This window comes from Lysinibacillus sp. NPDC097868, assembly GCF_044761135.1.
Lineage (GTDB): Bacteria > Bacillota > Bacilli > Bacillales_A > Planococcaceae > Lysinibacillus.
Map to the genome: position 1 here is coordinate 21,599 of NZ_JBIWBS010000009.1, position 24,580 is coordinate 46,178.

Here is a 24,580-nt window from a genome sequence, read left to right on the forward strand (position 1 = left end):
CGCAACCCTCGCTGACGCGCGGTTTGTTGCGTCTTACAACTCGTGCTGTGCCCGCAGGAGTCTACGTGGATTTTTCCTTAATGCTTCCAAAAAAATGCAAGGAAATTGTTTGAGTGCCTGGCATCTCATCTAGGCACCTTATTTATATTCATTTAAATAAAAAGACAAAAGGCATCAAGTTCATTTTCTTGATGCCTTTCGCTATACGCTGAGCAAAGTTATAGAAGCTGATGTCTATGCAAAACGGTTAAATTTATTTGTGATGCTCGATTCCAGCAGATGGATACAGGGTGTCGTTCATCAAGGTAAAAAAGTTGTGTAGAAATGTTATGAACTATCTGTTCATCCGTCGTATCGATTAAGTGTGGTGATGGATGTGGACATAAGGCAGTTTTATAGAGAGCTTCTTTTAATGTCCACAGTTCATAAAATTTTTTTAATCGTAGCGGTTCCTCAATTTCCTCAATGCTTGTTATTTCATTGTCAGTCAAGGCATAGTGCATGACATCTTTCGTAACAGGATTAATTTCCTCTACATCAATGCCGACATGACCATTTGCCGTTACTGCAATGACAAGCCAATCTCCTGAATGGGAAAGATTAAAATCACCCCTCCAACTAACATTTCCTACAGCATAAGGCCGACCAAGTTCGTTTCTTACAATCTGTACATCTTGTGTAGCAGTCAATTGCTGAATGGCCCATCTTGAAATAATGCTTCCTATTAAGGCTCGTTGTCGGTCCTGCCAATGTTGGTATTGCAATATCCTGATTTGCTCATCAGGAGGCAGTTGCGCATAATACTTCTCCCATTCAAATGCTGTGAATTGTGGTCCAATGGGGAGTGCAAATACTTGTACGCCATTGAAACTTAACATTATCGAACTGCAACGGGTTTAGGTTCAGGGAAATAACCTAATTCGATACCATACGTAATCATCGTGCGGATAAAGGCTGAATTTGGTTCTGCACATACAATACCCGAGTTAACTAAAAAATCCTGTGTTTTTTCACTATTAAATATAAATGGCGAATCACTTGCGCCATCACCTTCAAGTTGTGCAATAGCTAATGATAAATATTCTTGTAATGCTTTAGGATGCTCCGAATTTAAAAGCCAATCTTCATATTCATTTGCCGAAACTATATCTAACTCATATCCCATGTCCTTTATTGCTTCAATAAAATCAAGATAGGCTAGGGGTACAGGGTTACATAGGTGGAAAATGTGCCCATTGGATTTTGGTTGGCGGGCTAATGCTATAAGTGCTTGGCTCGCATAATTGATTGGCGTAAAATCAACATGCCAATTAGCTGTCGGTGTTTTTCCTAAATGAAGCATCGATTTGATCATTCGGTAAAACGCATTATCATCTATATTGCGCTGGAATTTTCCTGTTTGGGAATGACATGTTAAATTGCCAACACGATAAATGGAAACCGGAATTTTATCGCTCACGGCATTTCTAACAAGATTTTCAGCCTCTAACTTACTTTGGGTATAAACATTTGTAAGTGAAACATCGTAGTCAAATTCACCAAGTGCTTGCTTTTCTCCCCATTGTGTAGCTGCAAGTTCTTCAGGAATGCCAATTGTTGAAACATAGTGGAAATGCACACCTGCTTTACTTTTAGCAAGCTCGAGCAAGTATCTAGTCCCTTCAACATTGACATCATTAAAATGAGTGGCAGCCCCGAAATGTCTTACATCTGCACCACAATGAATAATTGCATCAATTTCCTTAGCAAGTGTACCGTAATCTTTATTTGATAAATTAAGTTTGTCTTTACTCAAATCACCTTGTATGACAGTCACTCGATTATGTAGCATTGCCACAATGTCTTCACCGAAATAAAATGCCATGCTATCTTTAAGTTTTTCATTAAGTGTTGTGTGTGCGCTTTGTCTAATTAAGCAGTAAATATGTGTACTTGTATTAATTAAAAGCTCATTTAAAATATGACTTCCTAAATAGCCTGTTGCGCCAGTTAACAGCACCGAATTCATAGCTAAAGGTGTTGGTGTTTGCGCAACGGAAAGACGGCTTGGTTCTATCAAATCTTTACGAACAAAATCTATTTGTTGTTGTTGTGTATCATTAGTTTCTGGTTGATAGTTACAAACATAATGATCAAGTTCGGCAATCGTTTGATATTGGAAAAAGTCTTGTATTTTTAAAAACGGAATATGCTTTTTCACTTGTACTAAAATTTCCAGTACTTTTAATGAATGCCCACCGATATGAAAGAAATTATCATGAATACCTACACGTTCAATACCGAGTACATGTTGCCAAGCTGTCGCTAGTAGCTTCTGTATTGGGTTCTCGGGTGCATCATAATGACTTGGTAGAGGAGCTGTTACCTCAATGGCCGCTAATTGCTTTCGATCGATTTTGCCAGTAGGGGACAAGGGCATTTTCTGCACTTCAATTAATCGTTCAGGTACCATATAATCTGGTAAATGACCTGCTAAATACTGTCTAATTGCTGTTTGTTCTTCCTTACTACCGCCAATTAAAGTGTAATAGGCAAACAAGCTATTATTTCCATCGTCCATTTTCTTAGCAAGTATAACGCCCTCTTGAATGCTAGGGTGATTACTTAATACCGTTTCAATTTCCCCTAGCTCAATTCGGAACCCTCTCACTTTAATTTGAGAATCTTTGCGTCCTACAAATTCAATTACACCGCTCGGTAATAAACGAACTAAATCACCTGTTCGATACATTAATCTTCCAGGTTCAATTGATAATATATGTGGGACAAACGCTTCGGCAGTTTTTTCTGGTTGATTTAAATAGCCAGCAGCTAGACCAGCACCAGCTATGTAAAGTTCCCCTGCTTCATTGACAGGGCAAAGCTGACCATCCTTATTGATAATATACATTTCGTAATTGGCGATAGGCTTACCAATAGGAATGCTTGATTGATTATCAATTACAGTATCCTTCACTTTATGGTAGGAGGACAGCACTGTACATTCTGTTGGCCCATATACATTAATAATTTCAGTTGTTGTTCCGAATTTTTCTTGCCACTTTTGTATAACGGCAGGCATAAGTGCTTCTCCACCTACAGATAAATATTTTAGAGACGATAATTTATCTTGGTGTTCTATTGAGAGATGAGTAGCTAGCTGCGTAAAGAATGCATTAGGAATTGTGGCTGTTGTCACTTTTTCACGCTCAATCATTTCAGCAAATGCCTCTATTGATACGCGTTCAATACTTGTGAGCATATGTAATCGAGCGCCAGAGAAAAAAGCAGTAAATGTTTCAGTGACGGATGGATCAAAACTATAGGAGATAAATTGCGAAAAGACATCATATTTACTTGCTTGGTAGATTCTTTGATTGTCAGTAATTAAGTTGATCACAGATTCATGCTTAAGCATTACGCCTTTTGGCTTGCCTGTCGAGCCGGATGTATAAATAATATAGGCTAAATCAGCAGGGCTGAGATCGATATGGATATTGTTTATTGAAAATGTGATTTCCATTCGATTAAGTGTAAACACGTTACGAGTTTGGGAATCGTTATGTAGTAAATCATTAAGTAATTGAGTATGTTCTTCTTTTATTAATATAAATAACGCACCTGTATCATTTAACAAGTACTGACAACGCTCTTTAGGATAGCTAGGATCAATCGGTACATATATACCACCTGCTTTTAGAACACCAAGTAAACTAATAATAGTTTCTTGACTACGTTCCATAACAATCGCCACTTTTTCACCTTTTTGCAAACCGTTGTCTCGGAGCATATGAGCGATTTGATTGGAGCGTTCATTGAGCTGACGATAGGTCATTGAGCCACCATGAAATGATAATGCAATTCTATCAGCAAACTGTTCTACAGCTTGATAAAATACTTCAGGTATTGTTTGATCTTTCGCATAAAAGGCTTTTGTTTGATTTAAAGCTTGATAAACTTCTTTATCTGCTTCTGTTAACAATTGCGTACAATGGGCTGGTAGGGTTTGTTGCTCATTATAGTTCGTTTGATAATCTGCTGTAAGTAAATTAAGTTCTCTATTCAATCATCACAACTCCTATTTTTGAAAGTAGAGGGACAGTGCCCAATTAGTGCAACTAGAAGTAAATATTATTGCTAGGAAATGACATGAATAAACGCCTCGCCGATGCGGTAGCATCGACGAGATGAATAAAGCTATAAGGTTTGTTTAATAAATCATTTCACAATAAAAGTATTTACAACAGTTAATAATTCATCTGATAAATCTGTTAATACTTGTGCTTCTTCTGAAACTCTTTGCACTGTGTTGAGCTGAGTAGCAGATGTTTCAGCTACTGTGCTGGTATTGTTTCTGGATTTTTCAGAGAATTGCTCCATATCTTGAACAGCTGATGTAACCTCTTCCATACCAGCTGCCATTTCCTCAATAGTTGCTGATAATTCTTGAATCTGACCAGTAACATGATGTATTGAAGTTAAAATTTGGCCAAATGATTTTTCGGAATCATTGATCATTATTAAGCCGTTGTCCACTTCCTCTACCGCATGTATCATGACATTTACAGATTCATTGGTATCATGTTGAATACGTGAGATTAGCGTAGAAATTTCTCTTGCTGATGCCTCTGATTGCTCTGCCAGCTTGCGCACCTCGTCAGCGACTACAGCAAAACCACTTCCTGCTTCACCTGCACGAGCAGCCTCAATCGCAGCATTTAATGCAAGTAAATTTGTTTGTGAAGCAATACCAGTAATAATACCAACGATTTCTTGGATTTTATTTGAGTGTTCACCAAGCATCTTGACAGATGATGCTGATTGATTTACAGCTTTACTAATTGCATTCATTTGAGCGACAGATTTGTTCGTTGACTCATTGCCTTTTTCCGCTTCCTCAGATGCAAGAATAGAGGACTCAGAAATCTGATTAGATGTCATGGCTATACGTTGAATACCAATGCTCATTTCCTCAATCGTAACCGAACTTTCTTTCGCCTTTTGAACTTGTAAATCCGCAACACTTGCTATTTCTTGCATCGATGAAGCTACATTATTATAAGAATCCGTTGCTTCCTGCATATTACTTGATAAAACTTGTGCAGTATTTGAAACACGTGAAGAAACATTTGTTGCGCTTTGAATGACTGTTCGTAAACTTCCAATCATTACATTAAAATTATTTGTTAGCACGCCAATTTCATCATTGGATTGAACAGGTAAAGCTTCTAGCTCTAAATTACCTTCAGCAACTTTTTTAGATTGTAAAGATAGCTGTTGAATAGGAGTTAGTTTCTTTTTTAATAGTGAGTAAACGACGATGGAAGATCCAATAAGGAATAAAACAGTAATTAACAGCACCCACATTGCTTCCGAAAGTGCTTTACCAGTTACCATCGATACATCATAGTCAATAGCATATGCAGCTAACATTGAACCATCATCATCTAATATTGGAGTAAGCCCTGTTTTATAGCTTCCAAACTCATCTTTATAGATCTCTGTAGCAGTTGCCTCTTTAGTTTCAAAAACTTCTTTTATTCTTGCAAGGAAATCTGGGGAGAGACCCATGGCAATCATATCTTGGTTATATTCTGCACCAACTTCAAGAACACTTGAGGATAGAACCGGCGCATTAATATTTTCACCATCTACTGTAATAAGAAAGAGATTGGTAATAATATCTGATTTATCATTGATGGCATCCATTTCTTCTGTTAAACGAAGGACATCATTATTATTAGCATTTGGTTGTTGCAGTGCAGATTTCAATGCTTCTTGATCTATTGTCTTTGATAAAATCATGCCTTTATCATAGAGGGATTCATCCATATCTTTTAAGTTACTGTTTTTCACTATATAATAGGAAAACCCCATAGTAACTAGTCCAAATAGCAATAAAATACTAACCATTGTAAAAGTTAATTTTTTGCTAATTGACATTTGTTGCTTCTTACTTTTCTTCATACTCTTCCTCCTAAAATTGTAAAAAACATATTTCAAGTGAAAAAGGGACGGACGATAATATGAAAGCCAAATGTAATGGAATAGTACAATGTTACAATTGACCGTTATGATAAAATCATATATAGAAGTCCGTTCCTATACTTTTTATCATTATTTCATTGCTAGTAAAATAATCCATTCATCCCCTAACCATAAACAACTATACTGCCAAAAAATACGATTCACAACCCAAAAATCCTACTATTTCAACTGTGAAATTTCAGTGAGTGAATTAAAAATATAGTGTTTTTATAACAAAAATTAACGGGGGGCTCGCATATTATTAATAGAAAATGCACTAATAATAGTATAATTTGTTTCTAGTAACCAACTTTTAAAATTACTGATTGTTATTTTAGACAAATATTATTACAAATGTTTGAAAAAAGTTGTGAATACTTTGTGTAATAGAAAATAAAAAAGGCTTTCCACTTGTTCATAACTGAACTTATGGAAAGCTTTTTTTATTATCTCGGGTTACCAAAGATGCCAGGTAAAATATTAGGGATACCTGGTAGTAATGGAGGAAGTCCAGGGAGTCCAGGTAATTGACCACCTGGATATTGTCCACCAGGGTATGGCATAGGCGGGTACGGTTGTGGGTATGGACGTGGTGGATATGGCTGAGGTGGGTATGGTTGCGGATAAGGACGCGGTGGATATGGCTGTGGTGGGTACGGTTGTGGCGGATATGGTTGAGGTGGGTATGGTTGCGGATATGGTGGTGGGTAAGGAGGTGGATATGAGCCGCCGCCAGGAGGGAAACCTGTCCCTGCTGCTGTAATTTGGCTAACATCGACCGTTATTACTTGACCAGAATCTAACTGAATTTCGGCTGTTCTTCCGTCTTTTCCAAATGTTCGAATCAATGTGCCTGAATATGTGCCTGTTGGGAGAGTAACCCATATTTTCATACCAGGTCGGAATTGCTGATTAAAATCTTCCGGAGCTAACCTAGGATTGACCAATGAAACACACCTTTCTTCATTTTCTTCTCTAACATATGTCCCGTATTATATTTGTCATAGGCAAATGGCTCAATAAAAAAATAAGGAAGAGATATTAAATTTAAAATTGTTATAAAAAATACCGATTTTAATTATAATAGTAAGAAAAGACTTAAAGGGTGTTTCGATGGCTATTATAAAAATTAAAAAAATAAAGGTACAAAACTTAAGAAATGTACGAAATGGTGAGCTGACATTAGCAGTCGATTTTACTACGCTTATGAAAGCAAATGTTGTCGGCGTGTACGGGCAAAATGGTTCAGGGAAAACGACGATTGTTGATGCATTTAGCTTATTAAAGACGATTATTTCTGGTTGGATTGCTGAAGTGAAATTGCCTTCTCAAGACAAGCGTTTAATTATGGCAGGAGAAAACACTGCTAGTATAGATTTTGAATTTCTAGTGGACAATCAATTCGGTACATTTTTTGTGAACTATTATGTAACATTGCGTGAGGATGAGAAACGGCTATATATTATTGCAGAGCGACTCACATATAGAGAAGATGAAAAAGGAAAACGATCGAAAGTTTTAGTAAGTGTTACAGAAGATAACGTTCAAATTCGAAAAAGCTTTTTACGAGATATGAATGAAAAAATGCGAATTAAAACGCTCGTTATTCAACAACTAACGCGAAAACAATATATGTCATTTATCTTCCATAAAGATTTAAAGCCTTTGCTACAAGAAAAGCTATCAGAATTAGAAATGCAGTTGCTTCATAATTTAGCAATTGATTTTAATCAAGACTTACATGTTATCAACAATCAAAATATCGCGCCTTTATTTGAAGAGCGCATTATGCCCTTTAGTATCCATCTTGAAAAAACGCGGGGCTCCATTTCCTATGATTTGAAAGGACCGGCATTACTGCCAAAGAATGCTTTCAATGTATTATGTGAAGTGATTGAACAAAGCAATCAAGTATTATCAACGATTATTCCTGGACTTACTATTAAAATTCATGTCATTACAGAGCAATTATTAGATAATGGTGAAAAGGGAGTGCGATTTGAGTTTCTATCGCAACGTGGTGATCGGGAACTACCGTTGCGAACAGAATCAGAAGGGATTTTGAAAATTATCTCTGTGCTTAGTGTACTGATAGCTGTTTACAATAATCCAACTGCTTGTGTCGTGATCGATGAATTAGATTCTGGCGTTTTTGAATATTTGTTAGGCGAGTTGTTAACAGTGATTGATGAGGGCGGAAAAGGGCAACTTATTTTTACGTCTCATAATTTACGTGTGTTAGAGGTGCTTGCCATTAAAAACTTATGGTTTACAACAACGAATGAGAATTACCGATATATGCAGCTAAAAGGTATTAAAGAGGTCAATAATGCACGAGATGTCTATTTACGTGCTATACAGCTAGGTGGACAGGATGAAGAGGTTTATAAAGAAACGAAAACGTTCAAAATTAAACGTGCTTTTAGAAAAGCTGGTGTGCAACATGACTAAAAAAGTGCTTTTAGTGATTGTAGAAGGACAAACAGAGCAAATAATTTTAGAGGATTTTTTGGATGAGCATTTTGCCAATTCTACTATTCGCTTTGATGTGCAACGTGAAGATATTTTGACGAAGTGGGATGCAAAAAAGCGAATCCCCAATATTAAAAATAGTGTCAGCCGAGTAATTCATAACTATCTAGAAAAGTATAAGTTTTTAGCGAAAGATTTATCAGCAGTCATTCATATTACTGATGCAGATGGTTGTTTTATCGCTCCAGAGTTTGTCAAAATCAATGCAGATATTGAACAAAATCTATATTATACTGAGGGCGCCATTTTTGTAAAAACAGAGAAACGTAAAGAGCAAATTGAACAGCGAAATGAAATGAAAGCTAATAACGTGAAGACTTTGCTTGCAAATGACCATTTTAGTATTGATCGATTAAAAGTACCTTATCAGCTGTTTTATTTTGCTACAAATTTAGAGCATGTATTATGGAATGAGCGCAATGAGGTTGCAACGGAAAAAATGCTGAAAGCAGATGAATTTATGGAAAACTTATCAGGCTCTATTAAAGAGTATCTTTTGGAATTCCTGCATGTAGATCCGGCACTACCTTACAGAGAAAAAATGAAAGAAAGCTGGTCTTACTTAACAAAGGGATGTAATTCTTTGCAACGCAGTACGAATGTGCCATTGTTATTTGACATGATTACGTCTAATGCGCAGAAATAAAGAATACACAAACTTCTCATAAAAGTTGGGATTTTGTCTACAGTATTTTTGCATATGAATACCATTGATTTCCGTTACGGGCGGACGCTTTCCGCGGGCACGACGTAAGCCGCAACCCTTGCTACGTGTGGTAAGTTTCGTCTTACATTTTGTGTTGTTCTAGAGGAGGCGTCCACCTTTCACTCCATCAACTGAATAAAAAAGCTCCGAGTTTTGCTTCTTGATGCCTTATGTATACAATCTGAAACCTCTCATTAATGGAGAGGTTTTTTCAATGGTATAAAAATTTTATATAATGTGTAACAAATATTGGATACCGACGACTTATTTAGGAATGTAGAAAGCGGGGTGAAGGTTTGCATAAAAAGGAATTACAGATTGAGCAGCTATACGATGCCTATCATCGTGATGTCTATCATTTTGCGCTTTATTATACAAATAGCAAACAAGAGGCTGAGGATATTACGCAAGAAACCTTTTTTAAAGTACTTAAACAATTGCACCACTTAAATGATAAAGAGAAGGTTAAGACGTGGATTTTAACGATTGCACGAAATACAGCAGTAGATATACATAGAAAACAAAAAATTAAGCGTTTATTAATGGAGAAACTTAATAAACAGCCTATTTTAAAAGAAGTAACAGAGCCTCTGGAGATTGTTGAACAAAACGAGCAATGGCAGATTGTACAGCAAGCATTAATGACATTAAAGTCACATGATCGAACAATTATTATTTGTCGCATGTTAAAGGACTACACGATTCAAGAAACAGCAGCTATTCTTGGAATTTCAGAAGTGAAGGTACGTGTTGACTTTCATCGTGCAATGACAAGACTTCGTAAAAAAGTAGGGAGGAGAAACTGATGGAGGACCGTGAGTTATTTGAAACATTAAAAAATCATCCCAATATTGAGCCAGATCAAGCATTTTTAAATAAGTTGCGTCAAAACTTACAAAACAATCAAGGATTAAAATCAAAAAGGATAACTGTTGCAACAATTCTTACGATTCCAATGACAATAGCGGTTTTCGTATTTTTACTTATGATTACTACAGGTCAATCTTTAGAAATCAAGAGTGCGGCAGCGCCTATTATCAGTCAAGAGAAGAAGCTGCTTTTTACTGGAGGTTTATGTGTAATATTCTCCCTGCTAATATTCATCATTTTTGTGTTTAGCAAGGGTTATACAAAAGGGAAACTTATCTATCTGGCATTTGCTCTATCACTAGCTGTATGGCTAGGGAACTTAATGTACGCCAATTGGCTGCGTGTAGCTGAACCGATTGTAGTACCGTTTCAAAGTGGAATTTCTGAATCTAGTGCTAGCAGATTTTTAGGTGGAGACAGTGAGGTATTACTAAGCTTTTTAAATCAAGATGTTAAACAATTGCAGGAGGGGAATGTTGATGAAAGATCCGTACGGTAATTTATTTAGTGCATTATGTTGGATTTTTTTAGACATGAAATTTTTTGGACTACCTGACATTTTACCGGATTTTATTGGCTATATGTTTTTTGCTTATGGCATTTATTTATTGCCAACTTCTCATCAATTGAAGCGCTGGACCAAAAATTTTGCCATTGTTTTAATTGTATTCTCCTTTTTCGTGGAGCTCGACCAATGGATAGGGACGGAACTGCTAGGGCAAATAGGTGTACAGTTGATGCAATTTTTATTGATTCTTTTTATGTATTTTCTATTTCAGTTATTATTGCACATTCATGAAAATAAAGCATTAGAGGCTAAAACATTTAAAACGTATCAAATATATATGGGGCTTATGCTATGCGCGTTTGTCATTCAAGCATTTTCAATCAATGTAGATGTAAGCATGCAAGATAAGGTTCTTACTATAAGTGCAATTCTACAGGTTATAGCTTTTCTTAATTTTAATTTTTATTGCCGTTCTGGTACTAAATACTTCAAAAGCAAACAACAAGGAAATGTCCAATCACAATCACTATAAAAAGTAATGAATTCAGAGTGGAGATTAATCGTTGATTTCCGTTCCAGGCGCTCCCTTTCCGAAGGAGTGTCGCGCTTACACTCCAATCAACTAGAAAAGTCTACATATTATAATGTTGCTCCTAGCATGGTGAAAATTTTAGAGGTAAAAATAAAACTACCTCGTCCAAAGTCATCTGCTAACGGGACTGCCCTAATAAAAAAATTTACAATCAATGCAATTTTATTGAGACAACTTAATGCTTTTACCTCAGTTAATTGGAGAGAAAAGCGTTTGCACATAGAGGAAATCACCGGCAGAAGTCCTCTATAATTATTTGTACTAAAAATTGGTTGCGCTACAGATGTGATTGCTTCAAGGTGACATGTTTTCTTATTTTATATCATAAGCTTTATGGCTATGGTTTCATTACGTAAAAAGGAGGCAAATTGCATTCAAATACATGTTGTACGAGCAGGAGAGTCCTTATATGGAATTGCAAATGCGTATGGCACGACGGTTCAAAGTATAGTAGATGCCAATCAAATTCCAGAGCCTAATCGATTAGTTGTTGGCCAAGCACTTGTGATTCCAATCGTCGGTAGCTTTTATTATGTACAGCCTGGGGATAGTTTATGGTCTATAGGGCAACGCTTTGGGATTAATTATTTAACACTTGCACAGGTCAATGGCATAGATCCAAACCAGACTTTATCAGTTGGTTTGCGTCTTTATATTCCACCAGCACCGAAAACTAGAGCAGAAACATTGGCATATTTAGAGCCAAGAGGGACAGCCGTTAGTGAAGCATTATTAAATTCAGCCCGAGAAGCATCTCCTTATTTAACTTATCTTGCCTTATTTAGCTATGAAGCACGGAGAGACGGGACATTGAAGCAACCTCCAAGAAACGGTGTGTCTGAAATTGCGAAAGACTCAGGAGCAGCTGTTGCAATGGTTGTATCGAATTTGGAGAACTTTCAATTTAGTGGCGACCTTGCAAGAGATATTTTCCAAAGTACCGCAGTACAAGATTTACTTTTTGACAATATTCTTATAGAAGCAAGGCGTTTAGAAAGCATAAAAGATATCCATTTTGACTTCGAAAATTTGCCCCCTGATCAGCGGGAAGCGTATAACAATTTTTTAAGAAGAGCCGTGGAGCGGTTCCATGCAGAAGGGTATACGGTATCAACAGCACTTGCTCCAAAAACAAGTGCCAATCAAAAAGGACCATGGATTGAAGCGCATGATTATAAAGCACATGGGGAGATTGTGGACTTCGTATTGCTGATGACTTATGAATGGGGCTATTCTGCTGGACCCCCTATGGCTGTTTCACCAATTCGCGAAGTTGAGGCGGTTGTCAAATATGCTGTATCAGAAATACCACCAAGTAAAATATTGCTTGGACAAAATTTATATGGCTATGATTGGACACTGCCGTTTGTACAAGGAGGTCCATATGCAGAGGCCGTAAGTCCGCAAAGAGCTATTGAGATTGCAAAAAAATATAATGCAGCTATCCAATATGATTGGAATGCTCAAGCCCCTTTTTTTGAATATTATGATGAGCAAGGAAGAGCGCATATAGTCTGGTTTGAAGATGCACGGTCGATTCAAGCGAAATTCAATTTAATTAAGCAGTACAAGCTTAGAGGTATAGGCTACTGGAAGCTTGGGTTACCGTTCCCGCAAAATTGGTTATTGATAGGCTCAAATTTTAATGTGGTGAAGAAATGACAATGATAGGGATAATGGTATACCCAATCTATTTTCTTCTTATTGGAAATAATCTGTAAATACTATTTCCTATTTTGGGAATATAATATATAATTAGGTAAATTGTATTTTAGGAGGGATATTTTGGGTAAATTTAAAAAGTTGGGGATTATCCTAACATCTACTGCATTTTCTGTCGGAGTACTTTCTCCAATGGCACAAGCTTCTGCTAATGTTAAGGATTCTCCAGAGAGAATAGAGATTCAAGTAGCCTCAACAGAAACAAAGGTAACAAAAAGTACACTTATTAAAAAATTACGTGAGCTTTTCCCAGAAAAGTTCAATTTTTTAACAGATAATGATTTCTATACGGGGCGAGGACATTACTATAACGACGATAAAACGATTCGTTATGATTTGAGCTTCCAAAAAACAGTAAATGGTAAAGATGTGTATGGTAGTATTACTTTTATGGGTGATGATTTAGAGCTAGAAAGTTTCTATTACCAGCCTGCAAATGTTGCAGACGCGCTGTATCCTGCTAAATATTCAAAGGAAGATGCACAAAAAATTGCACAAGATTTCTTGAAAAAATTCCCGAATACAGCAAACTACAAATTGCAAGAAAATGATTTTGATTATGGATTTAATTACACGCGACCATTATCAGAGCCAATTAGTTATGCATTCTCGTATGCACCGACACATAACGGTGTAACACTTAGTAACCATGCTATTTCTATTGGTGTGCTTGCTAATGGTGAAGTTGTAAACGTATATCGCAATTCAAATGTATCTAAAAAGGCAACATTCGATGGTTTAGAACAGAAAAAGAGCGAGGCAGATGTTCTAGCACAAGTTCGTGATAACTTTGCTGTAGAGTTACGTTATTATTTAGACTATAACTATCCATCTGATAAGCGTGAAGTGAAGCTAGTGTATATGCCAACATCGAGCTTCTATGGTGTACATGCATTAACAGGACAATGGCAAACAGCAAATGGCTTCGTGGCACAAGCACCAAGCGTAAAAGGTGTTGAAAAGCTATCTTCAGAACAACTTAATCCGAGAAAACCTGGTATGACGGTTGAAGAAGTAGAAGAATTTGCAAAATCCTTCTTAAAAGTGGACCCTGATAAGGCAAAGCTACAAATTGATATGGTTGATGAAAGAGAAAATGAAAATGGTGAAACACTTTACTCTGTAAATTACATGTATATGTATGAGAATGGTGGATCGGGTGCTTCATTTGAAATTAATAAGGCAACTGGTGAAATTACACAATACTATGACATCAGTAGAGATTTCATGCTGACAGATAAAAAAGCAGAAAAGATTACGAAAGATGCTGCGTTGGCGAAGGCTATTGACTACTTAAAAGAGTGGGCTCCGTCCTATATCCATAACTATGCAAAACCGTTAGATGATTATGGATATGATAATTATAGCAACCAATATGGCTTCTCATTCCCGCGTGTTGTAAACGGGATTCCTGTTGTTGGTGATGAAATTTATGTGAGCGTCGGTACTGACGGTTCATTACGTGGATTAAACATTAATCAACAAAAAATTGATAACTGGCCATCTGTAAGTAAGGTAGTCTCAGCTGATAAGGCAAAGGAAACATTTAGCAATGCGTTAAAGCTGAAGTTACAATACACTAAACAGGATAAAGAAGATAGCAATCATTATGATTTAGTGTATGCACCGTCATATGAGGGCAGCATATATAATCAAATTGATGCACTAACAGGTAAATGGGTAAATAGTGCTGATGATTCAAATAATAAACCGCAAATTTCTCATCCAACAGCTGCAGAGGAATTAAACTACTTATTAGCACAAAATGTGTTGGAAGTGAAAGATCCAGCGAACTTTAATGCTGATACTGCAGTGACGAAAGGTGAAGCATTAAAAATTATTCTTAAATCTTTGACATATGGCTATTATGGCTATGGAAATGAAGAAGAATCATATCAATCGTTTAATAATATTGACCCTAAACATCCGTTATATGGAATAGTTGAACAAGCAGTAAGAATGGGCGTTTTACAACCAGCAGATGAATTTGCTGTTGATGCAACATTGACTCGTCAAGAGCTTGCAGAATGGTTTATTCGTGTACTACGTCTAGAAGGTGCTGCAAAGCATAACGATATTTACAAGTTGAACTTTGCTGATGCAAGTACTATTGATCCGGCATATGCAGGTTACGTAGCATTAGCAAGTGCAATGGGCTTAATCGATGCACAACAAAACAACTTTAATGCAACAGAAAAAGTAAGTTATGCAGATTTAGCTGTTTCAACACTTCGCTTGGCTCGTGCCATTCATGAAAATAATACTGGGCGCAATTACTTCTATTAATACGATTTGATTGATGGTTCTCCATCTATAGAAGATGATAGAAAAAAGGATATCTCCTGTTTTTAGGAGATATCCTTTTTGCGTTTACTTAGTATGTTTTTAGGGAAGAATAATGACAGAAAAGGAGTGGAAAAATGATGCGTAATTATAAAATGTTATTAGTATTCTCATTAGTAGCTGGATTACTTTATGGCTGTAATAAGGATGAGGTAAAGGACGTACCTACGAATGCTCCAACAGGGGAAAACACTAATCAACAGGCTGGTGAAAATGTAACGAATCAAGTGCCCTTTAACTTTATAGAATTTTCATTGGACGTCGATTATTCAGCAACAGAATCTTATGAGGTTGAGTATGAGAATAAGAAGAACGGTATAGAGGCTAAATTGGAAGATGACCGTAATAATGAAAAAATTCAAGGTGATGAGGCTTATACGAAGTTAGAACCATTATTTAAGCAACTAACTTTCGATTCTACAACATCGAATGATGAAGTTATTGAGCAAGTCATTAAAGTGTTTAATATTACAGATGACTATCAATCGATTGAGGTAGAAGTAGAGTTTGCTGATGGAACAGAAAAAGAATTTAAACGAATGAAATAATAGAAGCGCCCTATACACTAATTTGTATAGGGGCTTTTAGCTTTTGAAAAACCTTTTTATTAAATTAATTTAGTTAAAAATGATTGCTGTTAGGGAATATCTGTGATATTATTATCTCGAATTAAAGATATTTAATTTCGAGGTAAATAGAAAGAGGGCATCTTATGAAGGAAGAAAATCGGTGTTTAAAAGCTTTTACGATTATGTTCCGTGCTTATCAATCGATTCAGGATGCGACCAAAAAAGATTTGCTTCAATATGATTTAAACCAGACTGAGTTTGGGGTATTAGATTTTTTATACCACCACGGTGAGCAGCCGATTCAAGTAATTGGTAAAAAAATTTTAATTGCAAGTAGTAGTATTACGTATGTTATTGATAAGCTGGAGCAAAAAAGTTTCGTTTGTCGACGTGCTTGTCCTAAAGATCGACGTGTTACTTATGCATTGTTAACAGATGAGGGACAGGTCTTAATGGATAGAATTTTTCCACTCCATGAGCAAAAGATCAATGAAATTTTTGAAGTATTAGACCAACAGGAGTTGGAAACAATGAATGTAGCTTTGAAAAAGGTCGGTCTTAATGCCATTAATAAATAAATAAATTTTTTTAAACATATATCTCGAATTCGAGATAAATAGGAGGAACTTAATATGAATCATTTAAAAGGAATTCACCATGTAACTGCTATTACAAGTAGCGCAGAAGAAAATTATAAATTTTTCACGTATGTATTAGGCATGCGTTTAGTTAAAAAAACAGTCAATCAGGACGATATTCAAACATATCACTTATTTTTTGCAGATGACAAGGGTAGTGCTGGAACAGATATGACATTCTTTGACTTCCCAAACATACCAAAAGGTGTACATGGAACAAATGAAATCTCTAAAACATCATTCCGAGTGCCAACAGATGCAGCATTAGCTTACTGGGTAAAACGATTTGAGCGCTTAAATGTCAAACATACAGGCATAAAAGAACAATTCGGCAAGCAAACATTATCATTTGTTGATTTTGACGATCAGCAGTATCAACTAATTTCTGATGAAAACAACAAAGGAGTTGCTACAGGTACACCTTGGCAAGATGGTCCTATCCCACTTGAATACGCTATTACAGGATTAGGTCCGATATTTGTGCGAGTTGCAAATTTTGACTATTTCAAAGAAATGCTAGAAAAAGTTATGCTTTTCACAGAAATTGAAGCTGAAGGAGACTTCCACTTATTTGAGGTAGGCGAGGGAGGTAACGGTGCACAAGTTGTTGTGGAATATAACACAATCCTGCCAGCAGCTCGTCAAGGTTTTGGTACTGTGCATCACGCAGCATTTCGCGTAGCAGATCGTGCTGTTTTAAATGAATGGACAGAACGATTAGAAGGCTTTGGTTTCAATACGTCTGGTTATGTTAACCGTCACTTCTTTGAATCGCTATATGCACGTGTAGCACCACAAATCTTATTTGAATGGGCGACAGACGGCCCTGGTTTTATGGGTGATGAGCCTTATGAAACATTGGGGGAAAAACTATCATTACCGCCTTTCTTAGAGCCTAAGCGCGCACAAATTGAAGGGCTTGTTCGTCCAATTGATACTGTAAGAAGTACAGTTTCATTTGAAAAAGAATATGAGTAAGGTGTCATTAATTATTAAGGAACACAATTCTACTAAAGCATAATGGATGATTGGAGTACGTCAAAATGGAATTTACAAAGTTAATTGATAAACGTCGATCGGCAAATAATTTTATAGACGGTGTTGTAATGACGGAGGAGGATATCCGACCAATTTTAGAGGACGTCAAGCTTGCACCTTCAGCATTCAACTTGCAACATACAGAATATATCGTTGTGTTGGATCAAGAATTGAAAGAGAGAGTTCGTGAGGCTGCATATGGACAATATAAAGTACATTCAGCTTCCGGTGTTATTTTAGTATTAGGCGATAAGGAAGCATACAAGCAAACGGCTCACATTAGTCAGGGTATGGTTGATTTAGGTATTATTACAAACTTTGAGCTTGAAGGTCTCATTGATGATAATGCGAAGTTTTACGAAGAACGTGGTGAGGAGTTTATGAAGGAGGACGCGATTCGCAACGCATCCCTTTCAGCTATGCTCTTTATGTTAGCAGCAAAAAATCGAGGCTGGGATACATGTCCAATGATTGGCTTTGATCAACAACAAATGCGCACATTATTGAATGTACCAGCAACACATGAGATTGTCTTGATGATGACAATTGGCAAGGAAAAGGAAAGTAGTCACCGCTTACGTGGGTATCGTAAACCAGTTGAAGAATTTGCAACCTATTATTAGGGCGGTATAAAATAAAAAAGCTTAACAAATATTAATGATAGTAACCATTTAGGAGGAAACAACATGAAAGTAGTAGCAATCGTAGGTAGTATCCGTAAAGAATCTTATAATATGCAATTAGCAAAATTTATACAAAAACGTTATACAGAAAAGCTTGAGCTAGAAGTATTAAGCTTACGTGATTTACCAATGTATGATCAAGATATCGAAAATGAAGCCCCACAAACAGTATTAGATTTTAAAGCAAAAGTAAAAGCAGCTGACGCGGTACTTTGGTTAACACCAGAATATAACGGAACTGTGCCAGGGGTTATGGTGAACGCTATTGACTGGTTATCTCGTGTAGACAAAGTAATGGTTGGCAAACCATCCTTCATGATGGGTGCATCAATGGGTAATTTAGGTACTGTTAAAGCGCAATTACATTTACGTGATATTTTATTCTCACCTGGAATTAATTCTCCATTACTTAGCGGTAATGATGTATATATCGGTGCTGTACACACAAAATTCGATGCTGAAGGCAGTTTAACAGATGAAGGTACTGTGAAATTCCTTGATACAGTAATTGAAAACTTCTTAGACTGGGTTAAAAAATATATTTAATAATAAAAAATGCCAATAAGTATATGATATACTTATTGGCATTTTTTTGAAATGGAGGTTGATTTCCGTTGCGGGCGGACGCTTTCCGCGGGAGTCGCCGCCCGCAACGGAAATCACGAGTGCCTGTCACCTCTCTTAGATTTCTAGCATAATAGCAGCTCCTCAATCGTAAAAATCCACTACGCTTTCCGCGGGCATGATGTAAGCTACAACCGTCGCTGTCGCTCCGCCTGTTGTGTCTTTCATTGCGTGCGTTCTCGCAGGAGTCTACTTGGATTTTTACTTAGTTATAAACATCTTACAGTTTTCAGAATTGTGTGGGTGCCTGGCACCTCTCTTTTTCTTCTGCATAAAATCTTCACACTTTCACGATATCATTTTGAAATATAGGTGGTTAAGGCATGAAAAAACTTTCATTGAAGCTTGGAATAATCTTTTTTATTACATTGTTTTGTATAGAAACATTTATGATGTTTTTTTTACATGTTTCTTTGACTAACTCGCGTGTTGAAGAAGAATTAATAAACTTACAGACAACTGGTAATTCACATCGAACGATTTTAGAGCAAAATTTCGATGAGGAGACGTTATCACATATATTATTAATGGAATCAAGAGAAAATACAGACGTTGTTATCACAGATAATGCTGGAACAACTTTAGCCGCTTCATCTTCACACCCTGAAATACATGCTTATTTAAAGAAGCTTAAGGGTAGAGTGCCTTATAGTGGTCAGGTATTGGAGAAAAATTGGCAGGGTGAAAAATATATTGCAACGATTAGTCCTATCCTAAAACAGCAAAAGACCATTGGCTATGTGTTTATGTTTCAAAATACAGATTCCATTCATGCGTTAATGGAACGATTAAACAAACATTTTCTAATTGTCGGCCTCGTTTCAGGATTGGTGACGATTGCCGTCATTATTGTGTTATCTCGAAAATTAGCCCAACCATTAATGGCTATGAAGGAAGCGACGTTGAAAATGAATAAAGGAGATTTTACTGTCGCCCTTTCCACTAATGGCAAAGATGAATTAAGCGATCTTGCGAATGCCATTCAACAGTTATCCGATGATTTAAATCATTTAAGAGAGGAAAGAAAGGAATTTTTAGCAAGTATCGCTCACGAGCTAAGAACACCTATTACCTTTATAAAAGGCTATACAGATATTCTTTACAAGCGAGATTTAACGGAGCAGGATCGCCAAAAATATTTAGGTATTATTATGGAAGAAACGAATCGACTCTCAACGTTAATTAAAGACTTATTTGATTTAGCAAAAATGGATGAAAACGCGTTTGTAATTAACAAAGAATGTCTTCATTTAGATGAGTTAGTGGCAAGTATAGAGGTGAAGCTAAGACCTGCTTTTCAGGAAAAACAGATTCACTTTTTTGTTGAATGTGAAGAGGGATTAATATTAAGGGCAGATTCAGTAAGGCTAGAACAAATTATGTTGAATCTGTTAAATAATGCTTTGGCTTATTGTTCCTCAGGAGATTCAACTTTCTTAATAGTAAAAAGGCAGAATAACTTAATAAAAATCATTGTTAAAGATACTGGAAAGGGAATTCCAAAGAAGGAATTACCTTATATTTTTGAACGCTTTTATAGGGTAGAAAAATCTCGAGCGCGTGCACATGGCGGATTGGGATTAGGTCTTGCTATTGTTAAAGAACTTGTCCAAGCACACGGAGGAGAAGTAACCGTTGTTAGTGAAGAAAACAAAGGGACTACTTTTGAATTATTATTTAAGGGGTAGGAACGAATGAAAACATTATTATTAATTGACGATGAACCAAGAATGTTAGAGTTACTAACTCTTTATTTAGAACCTTCTTTTCATTGCATAGCCATATCATCAGTTAGAGATGCTTTAGACTATTTAGAAGAGAATCATGTAGATTTAGTATTGTTGGATATTATGATGCCAGATATGGATGGTTGGCAAGCTTGTCAGGAAATAAGAAAGTATTGGAATGTACCGGTAATTATGCTAACAGCAAAAGCAGAACAGGCTGATATTATAAAAGGCTTAAATTTGGGAGCAGACGACTACATTTTAAAGCCTTTCGACGAGGAAGAGTTAGTAGCACGTATACATGCTGTTTTAAGAAGAACAAAAACTGAGGAACCCGTAGTTATTTTTGAAGGGCTACGATTAAATAAAGAATCCGTTGAATTGTCTTTTCAACAAGAGGTTATTCTTTTAACGCCAAAGGAGTTTGCGATGATAGCGCTATTTCTTGAATATCAAAATAAAGTTTTTTCAAGAGAACATTTAATTAATTCAGTTTGGGGCTATAACGTCACAATTGAAGATCGAACAATTGATTCGCATGTCCGCAATTTACGGGAAAAACTGCGAAAAAGTGGCTTTCCTGTAGATGATTATTTACAGACAGTGTGGGGAATCGGCTATAAATGGCATAAGATAGCTGATAAAAAGCAATAGACAAATAATTAGTAACAACCTCTGAAGGAATAAACCTTAGAGGTTGTTTTGTTTTTATTTTGACGCTAGTTCGCTTTCTGTAACCCATTTATGATTTTTCATTTCTTCCCCAGTTGTTGTTAAAGGGAAATCAATCATATAAACAGTCGTTTGTACCGCTTCATCAATGCGAACAGTAGCATTTTCCATGCCTTTCATATGCGTAGCATCTGTTTTAACTTCAGTGCCTGGAGACAATGGGGCAACACCTGGATCTATTAATTCCTCATGTATTACCCATTTATGATTTTCTATTTTCTTTCCACCGGTAGTCGGTTCATAGGAGATAATATAGGCAGTTGTATCATATGCCCCAACAATCGTTGCTTCGGCGCCTGCCATCCCTGCCATATGTCCATCCTTAATAATAGCAGTACTGCCTACAGGGAATTTAGGGTTTTCAGCAGTTTTTAAAGTGGATGGAACTTCACCCGAGCTTGAATGATTCATCTCTTCTCCATGGTCTGCTTCTGCACTATGATCTATTGCTTCACTATTAGTAGGCACCGACTTCGCTGTATCGTTAGAGCAAGCTGATAATATTAGTAAAGCCGTTACTGCCATTAAACTTAGGAACCAGTTTCTTTTTAATACCATATGCATTTCCTCCTTATCATTTATTGTTTTAATGTAACAAGTAAATGTGCAGAAATTATGGATTAAGTTTTGTACAAAAATCCATTGGTATGAAGTTGAAAAGAGGAAAGATTGATTCCTAGATGTAAGGAGCTATAGACTACGATAATTATGTATGATAGAATCGTCATAATTTTAAAATTTCAGAAACTAATGGTGTGACGCTTGTTAACAAGTGCCACTTAAAAGGGAAGTCGGTGTAAGTCCGACGCTGTCCCGCAACTGTAACGAGGAGTTCTATGATGTAGTAGCCACTGTTTTTAGAATGGGAAGGCAATCATAGTAACGTTGAATCGAAGCCAGGAGACCTGCCAATTAGTTTATACCTGTAATGCCCACGAGGATGCAAGCAATTACGGACAATTGATGGATACTTCTCCAACTTTGTTTAACCTAGGGTATTTCTATGCATTCGTGCGTAGAATACCCTTTTTTATTGCTTCGTATTTATCAAGATTGATAAGGAGTTAATAAGCAAATGAATAAAAAATTTATGTTATTTTCATTGACCCTTCTTTTAGTACTGATTGCTTCAATGACGGTTGCTATAATGATTGGCTCAGTGTCAATTACACCACTACATGTATGGAAGGTTATTTTCTCGAAAATTCCTATTTTCTCAAATACGATAGAGCATGATTGGAGCCGCTCACAGGAAATTATTATATGGCAAATACGTGTCCCACGTGTCATGCTTGCAGCTATTGTTGGAGCAGGCTTAGCTATTGCTGGAGCAGCTGTGCAAGCACTTGTCCGTAATTCAATTGCAGATCCATATATTTTAGGTATTTCTTCAGGTGCGACAGTTGGTGCCACGGCTGTCATCATTTTAGGTGCTTTTTCATTTTTAGGTATCTACGCCCTTTCAGTAGCTGCTTTTCTAGGCTCCTTTATAGCAATTGTGTTGGTATTTTTCTTGTCACGTGTAGGGGGGCGTATATCTATTTTCCGTTTGTTGCTAGCAGGAATGGCAGTATCGTTTATCTTATCTGCTACTTCAAATTTTATGTTAATGATGTCTAAGGAAGAGGGCGGTATAAAAGCCGTTATGTATTGGATGCTTGGAAGTCTTGCAGGCGCAAAATGGAGTAATTTATTCATTCCAGCGATTATTTTTTTCATCGTTTTTGGTTTGTTATGGCTTCATTATCGAAATTTAAATTTATTACTACTTGGCGAAGAAGCGGCGGTCACATTAGGTGTTAATCTTCAACAATTTCGAATTCAATTGATACTACTCGTATCTTTACTAACAGGTGTGCTTGTTGCAGTAAGTGGCTCCATTGGGTTTGTTGGTTTAATAATTCCACATATCGTGCGATTAATAGTGGGGTCTAATTATAAATATGTCATCCCTATTAGCGCATTATTAGGAGGGATTTTCTTAGTTTGGGCTGATGCGATTGCACGCGTGATAATAGCTCCAGAAGAAATGCCAATTGGCATCATTACTGCCTTTTGTGGCGGTCCATTTTTCATTTGGCTACTACGCCGTAACAATTATTCATTTGGTGAAGGAGATTAAAGGCTATGACATTAGAGGCGAAGCATGTATCATTCTCCATTCATGATCAGCGCATATTAAAAGAAGTAAGCATTCAAATAAAGGAAAAGCAATTTGTCGGTTTAATTGGTCCTAATGGTAGTGGAAAGTCTACACTATTGAAAAATATGTATCGGTTATTAAAGCCCGAAAGTGGAACTGTATTATTGAATGAGGAAGATATTTTTAAGCAATCAAGTAGAGCAATTGCAAAAAATTTAGCCGTTGTTAGTCAAGAAACACCTGTGTTATTCGATTTTAAAGTCAAAGATTTGGTGAGCATGGGAAGAACGCCACATAAGAAGCTTTTTGAAATGGACGGTAAGGAAGACTTCAATATTGTAAAAGAGGCATTGTCTCAAACGGGTATTGCCCATTTAGAAACGCGCAGCTTTAGTTCTCTTTCTGGAGGAGAAAAAAAGAGAGTGATGGTTGCACGTGCACTAGCACAACAGGCGCAAGTGCTTATTTTAGATGAGCCTACTAATCATTTAGACATTCAGCATCAATTACAATTAATGGACTTAATTCAAACATTGCATTTGACTGTTGTCGCTGCCTTACACGATTTGAATATGGCAGCTATGTACTGTGATCAAATCTATGTTTTACAACAAGGTAGTATTGTTCATTACGGTACACCAGAAGAAGTGTTAACGCCTAAACTACTTCGAGATGTTTTTGGAGTTTACGCCGATATTCAAACACATCCACTGACAGGCAAGCCTTCTTTAACATATGTATCTGAACAATTCACAAAAACTACATAAGTGCCAGTCACTCAAACAATTCTGAAACAATTTGCATATAGCACTGCAAGTTGGGTATTTATAAATAACCAAGTAAAAATCCACGCAGACTCCTGCGGGAACGCACGTAACGTAAGACGTAACAAGCGGCGCGCAGCGACGGTTGCGGCTTACAACGTGCCCGCGGAAAGCGAAGTGGATTTTTGGGATATAGGAAGTCTGATGCTTTTGTTAGGTGTATATGCGGAGTGCCAGTCACACAAATAATTTACTGTGTAAGTATTGAATTTTATGGTTAACCAATTAAAAATCCACGCAGACTCCTGCGGGAACGCACGTAACGTAAGACGTAACAAGCGGCGCGCAGCGACGGTTGCGGCTTACAACGTGCCCGCGGAAAG

The 24,580-nt window shown here is 36.7% G+C and carries 21 protein-coding genes and 1 riboswitch; of the genes, 16 read left to right on the forward strand and 5 right to left on the reverse strand.

The features are described 5' to 3' along the window. Positions 1–218 precede the first annotated feature (218 nt). The 4 genes from ACIQXJ_RS23295 to ACIQXJ_RS23310 all read right to left on the reverse strand — a co-directional run bounded on the left by ACIQXJ_RS23295 (position 219) and on the right by ACIQXJ_RS23310 (position 6,953). Positions 219–878, reverse strand: a complete 660-nt coding sequence (locus ACIQXJ_RS23295; protein WP_403058382.1) for a 4'-phosphopantetheinyl transferase family protein — start codon at positions 876–878, stop codon at positions 219–221. Beyond that, positions 878–4,045 carry a non-ribosomal peptide synthetase family protein gene (locus ACIQXJ_RS23300; protein WP_403058379.1) on the reverse strand — a complete coding sequence of 1,056 codons (3,168 nt, stop codon included), beginning with the start codon at positions 4,043–4,045 and terminating at the stop codon, positions 878–880. Before ACIQXJ_RS23300 ends, ACIQXJ_RS23295 begins: the two co-directional genes overlap by 1 nt. A gap of 152 nt (positions 4,046–4,197) precedes the next feature. Continuing rightward, the gene (locus ACIQXJ_RS23305) at positions 4,198–5,946 is read right to left on the reverse strand and encodes a methyl-accepting chemotaxis protein (RefSeq protein ID WP_403058376.1); all 1,749 of its coding nucleotides are present in this window, start codon (positions 5,944–5,946) and stop codon (positions 4,198–4,200) included. Between the two features lie 506 nt (positions 5,947–6,452). After that, positions 6,453–6,953, reverse strand: coding sequence for a hypothetical protein (locus tag ACIQXJ_RS23310; protein ID WP_403058373.1), 501 nt, complete (start codon positions 6,951–6,953; stop codon positions 6,453–6,455). 166 nt (positions 6,954–7,119) lie between these two features. On the opposite strand from ACIQXJ_RS23310, the gene ACIQXJ_RS23315 reads away from it, so the two are divergent. From ACIQXJ_RS23315 to ACIQXJ_RS23380, 14 genes are all read left to right on the forward strand, one after another. After that, a complete protein-coding gene (locus ACIQXJ_RS23315) occupies positions 7,120–8,457 on the forward strand; it encodes an AAA family ATPase (RefSeq protein ID WP_403058370.1) in 1,338 nt (445 codons plus the stop codon). After that, positions 8,450–9,184 carry a hypothetical protein gene (locus ACIQXJ_RS23320; RefSeq protein ID WP_403058367.1) on the forward strand — a complete coding sequence of 245 codons (735 nt, stop codon included), beginning with the start codon at positions 8,450–8,452 and terminating at the stop codon, positions 9,182–9,184. Before ACIQXJ_RS23315 ends, ACIQXJ_RS23320 begins: the two co-directional genes overlap by 8 nt. A 356-nt stretch (positions 9,185–9,540) precedes the next feature. Then, a complete protein-coding gene (locus ACIQXJ_RS23325; RefSeq protein WP_401014704.1) occupies positions 9,541–10,050 on the forward strand; it encodes an RNA polymerase sigma factor in 510 nt (169 codons plus the stop codon). Continuing rightward, a complete protein-coding gene (locus ACIQXJ_RS23330; protein ID WP_403058364.1) occupies positions 10,050–10,613 on the forward strand; it encodes a hypothetical protein in 564 nt (187 codons plus the stop codon). The genes ACIQXJ_RS23325 and ACIQXJ_RS23330 overlap by 1 nt, the downstream gene beginning before the upstream one ends. Then, positions 10,594–11,154 (forward strand): hypothetical protein, encoded by a 561-nt coding sequence (locus ACIQXJ_RS23335; RefSeq protein WP_403058361.1) that lies wholly within the window; start codon positions 10,594–10,596, stop codon positions 11,152–11,154. The genes ACIQXJ_RS23330 and ACIQXJ_RS23335 overlap by 20 nt, the downstream gene beginning before the upstream one ends. Positions 11,155–11,586: 432 nt before the next feature. Continuing rightward, a complete protein-coding gene (locus tag ACIQXJ_RS23340; RefSeq protein WP_403058435.1) occupies positions 11,587–12,876 on the forward strand; it encodes a LysM peptidoglycan-binding domain-containing protein in 1,290 nt (429 codons plus the stop codon). 123 nt (positions 12,877–12,999) lie between these two features. After that, the gene (locus ACIQXJ_RS23345; RefSeq protein ID WP_403058358.1) at positions 13,000–15,222 is read left to right on the forward strand and encodes a YcdB/YcdC domain-containing protein; all 2,223 of its coding nucleotides are present in this window, start codon (positions 13,000–13,002) and stop codon (positions 15,220–15,222) included. 134 nt (positions 15,223–15,356) lie between these two features. After that, positions 15,357–15,827, forward strand: a complete 471-nt coding sequence (locus ACIQXJ_RS23350; protein WP_403058355.1) for a YusW family protein — start codon at positions 15,357–15,359, stop codon at positions 15,825–15,827. A 164-nt stretch (positions 15,828–15,991) separates the two neighbouring features. After that, positions 15,992–16,426 carry a MarR family winged helix-turn-helix transcriptional regulator gene (locus tag ACIQXJ_RS23355; RefSeq protein ID WP_401014689.1) on the forward strand — a complete coding sequence of 145 codons (435 nt, stop codon included), beginning with the start codon at positions 15,992–15,994 and terminating at the stop codon, positions 16,424–16,426. A gap of 54 nt (positions 16,427–16,480) precedes the next feature. Further along, the gene (locus tag ACIQXJ_RS23360; RefSeq protein WP_403058352.1) at positions 16,481–17,464 is read left to right on the forward strand and encodes a ring-cleaving dioxygenase; all 984 of its coding nucleotides are present in this window, start codon (positions 16,481–16,483) and stop codon (positions 17,462–17,464) included. A 65-nt stretch (positions 17,465–17,529) separates the two neighbouring features. Continuing rightward, positions 17,530–18,147 (forward strand): nitroreductase family protein, encoded by a 618-nt coding sequence (locus ACIQXJ_RS23365; RefSeq protein ID WP_403058349.1) that lies wholly within the window; start codon positions 17,530–17,532, stop codon positions 18,145–18,147. Between the two features lie 63 nt (positions 18,148–18,210). Next, positions 18,211–18,753 (forward strand): NADPH-dependent FMN reductase, encoded by a 543-nt coding sequence (locus tag ACIQXJ_RS23370; protein WP_403058346.1) that lies wholly within the window; start codon positions 18,211–18,213, stop codon positions 18,751–18,753. A gap of 401 nt (positions 18,754–19,154) precedes the next feature. Next, complete coding sequence (locus ACIQXJ_RS23375; RefSeq protein WP_403058343.1) at positions 19,155–20,519, forward strand: sensor histidine kinase; 1,365 nt, start codon at positions 19,155–19,157, stop codon at positions 20,517–20,519. A 6-nt stretch (positions 20,520–20,525) separates the two neighbouring features. After that, positions 20,526–21,212, forward strand: coding sequence for a response regulator transcription factor (locus tag ACIQXJ_RS23380; protein ID WP_403058340.1), 687 nt, complete (start codon positions 20,526–20,528; stop codon positions 21,210–21,212). Positions 21,213–21,266: 54 nt separating this feature from the next. On the opposite strand, the gene ACIQXJ_RS23385 is transcribed toward ACIQXJ_RS23380, so the two are convergent. Further along, on the reverse strand, positions 21,267–21,848 hold the full coding sequence (locus tag ACIQXJ_RS23385; protein ID WP_403058337.1) for a YdhK family protein: 582 nt from the start codon (positions 21,846–21,848) through the stop codon (positions 21,267–21,269). A gap of 176 nt (positions 21,849–22,024) precedes the next feature. Then, positions 22,025–22,218: riboswitch (cobalamin riboswitch) on the forward strand. Positions 22,219–22,365: 147 nt separating this feature from the next. Between ACIQXJ_RS23385 and ACIQXJ_RS23390 the strand changes: the two genes are divergently transcribed. Both ACIQXJ_RS23390 and ACIQXJ_RS23395 read left to right on the forward strand, forming a co-directional pair. Then, entirely contained in the window at positions 22,366–23,412 is a 1,047-nt protein-coding gene (locus tag ACIQXJ_RS23390) for a FecCD family ABC transporter permease (RefSeq protein WP_403058334.1), read from the forward strand. Positions 23,413–23,417: 5 nt separating this feature from the next. Further along, positions 23,418–24,200 (forward strand): ABC transporter ATP-binding protein, encoded by a 783-nt coding sequence (locus ACIQXJ_RS23395; protein ID WP_403058331.1) that lies wholly within the window; start codon positions 23,418–23,420, stop codon positions 24,198–24,200. The last annotated feature ends 380 nt before the right edge of the window (positions 24,201–24,580 follow it).

Excerpts from the sequence above, each read along its gene's own strand:
- ACIQXJ_RS23295 (WP_403058382.1), bottom strand. The coding sequence starts at position 878 with ATGTTAAGTTTCAATGGCGTACAAGTATTTGCACTCCCCATTGGACCA.
- ACIQXJ_RS23390 (WP_403058334.1), top strand. The coding sequence starts at position 22,366 with ATGAATAAAAAATTTATGTTATTTTCATTGACCCTTCTTTTAGTACTG.
- ACIQXJ_RS23395 (WP_403058331.1), top strand. The coding sequence starts at position 23,418 with ATGACATTAGAGGCGAAGCATGTATCATTCTCCATTCATGATCAGCGC.
- ACIQXJ_RS23315 (WP_403058370.1), top strand. The coding sequence starts at position 7,120 with ATGGCTATTATAAAAATTAAAAAAATAAAGGTACAAAACTTAAGAAAT.
- ACIQXJ_RS23365 (WP_403058349.1), top strand. The coding sequence starts at position 17,530 with ATGGAATTTACAAAGTTAATTGATAAACGTCGATCGGCAAATAATTTT.
- ACIQXJ_RS23350 (WP_403058355.1), top strand. The coding sequence starts at position 15,357 with ATGATGCGTAATTATAAAATGTTATTAGTATTCTCATTAGTAGCTGGA.
- ACIQXJ_RS23335 (WP_403058361.1), top strand. The coding sequence starts at position 10,594 with ATGAAAGATCCGTACGGTAATTTATTTAGTGCATTATGTTGGATTTTT.
- ACIQXJ_RS23375 (WP_403058343.1), top strand. The coding sequence starts at position 19,155 with ATGAAAAAACTTTCATTGAAGCTTGGAATAATCTTTTTTATTACATTG.
- ACIQXJ_RS23320 (WP_403058367.1), top strand. The coding sequence starts at position 8,450 with ATGACTAAAAAAGTGCTTTTAGTGATTGTAGAAGGACAAACAGAGCAA.
- ACIQXJ_RS23380 (WP_403058340.1), top strand. The coding sequence starts at position 20,526 with ATGAAAACATTATTATTAATTGACGATGAACCAAGAATGTTAGAGTTA.
- ACIQXJ_RS23330 (WP_403058364.1), top strand. The coding sequence starts at position 10,050 with ATGGAGGACCGTGAGTTATTTGAAACATTAAAAAATCATCCCAATATT.
- ACIQXJ_RS23370 (WP_403058346.1), top strand. The coding sequence starts at position 18,211 with ATGAAAGTAGTAGCAATCGTAGGTAGTATCCGTAAAGAATCTTATAAT.
- ACIQXJ_RS23305 (WP_403058376.1), bottom strand. The coding sequence starts at position 5,946 with ATGAAGAAAAGTAAGAAGCAACAAATGTCAATTAGCAAAAAATTAACT.
- ACIQXJ_RS23385 (WP_403058337.1), bottom strand. The coding sequence starts at position 21,848 with ATGGTATTAAAAAGAAACTGGTTCCTAAGTTTAATGGCAGTAACGGCT.
- ACIQXJ_RS23355 (WP_401014689.1), top strand. The coding sequence starts at position 15,992 with ATGAAGGAAGAAAATCGGTGTTTAAAAGCTTTTACGATTATGTTCCGT.
- ACIQXJ_RS23360 (WP_403058352.1), top strand. The coding sequence starts at position 16,481 with ATGAATCATTTAAAAGGAATTCACCATGTAACTGCTATTACAAGTAGC.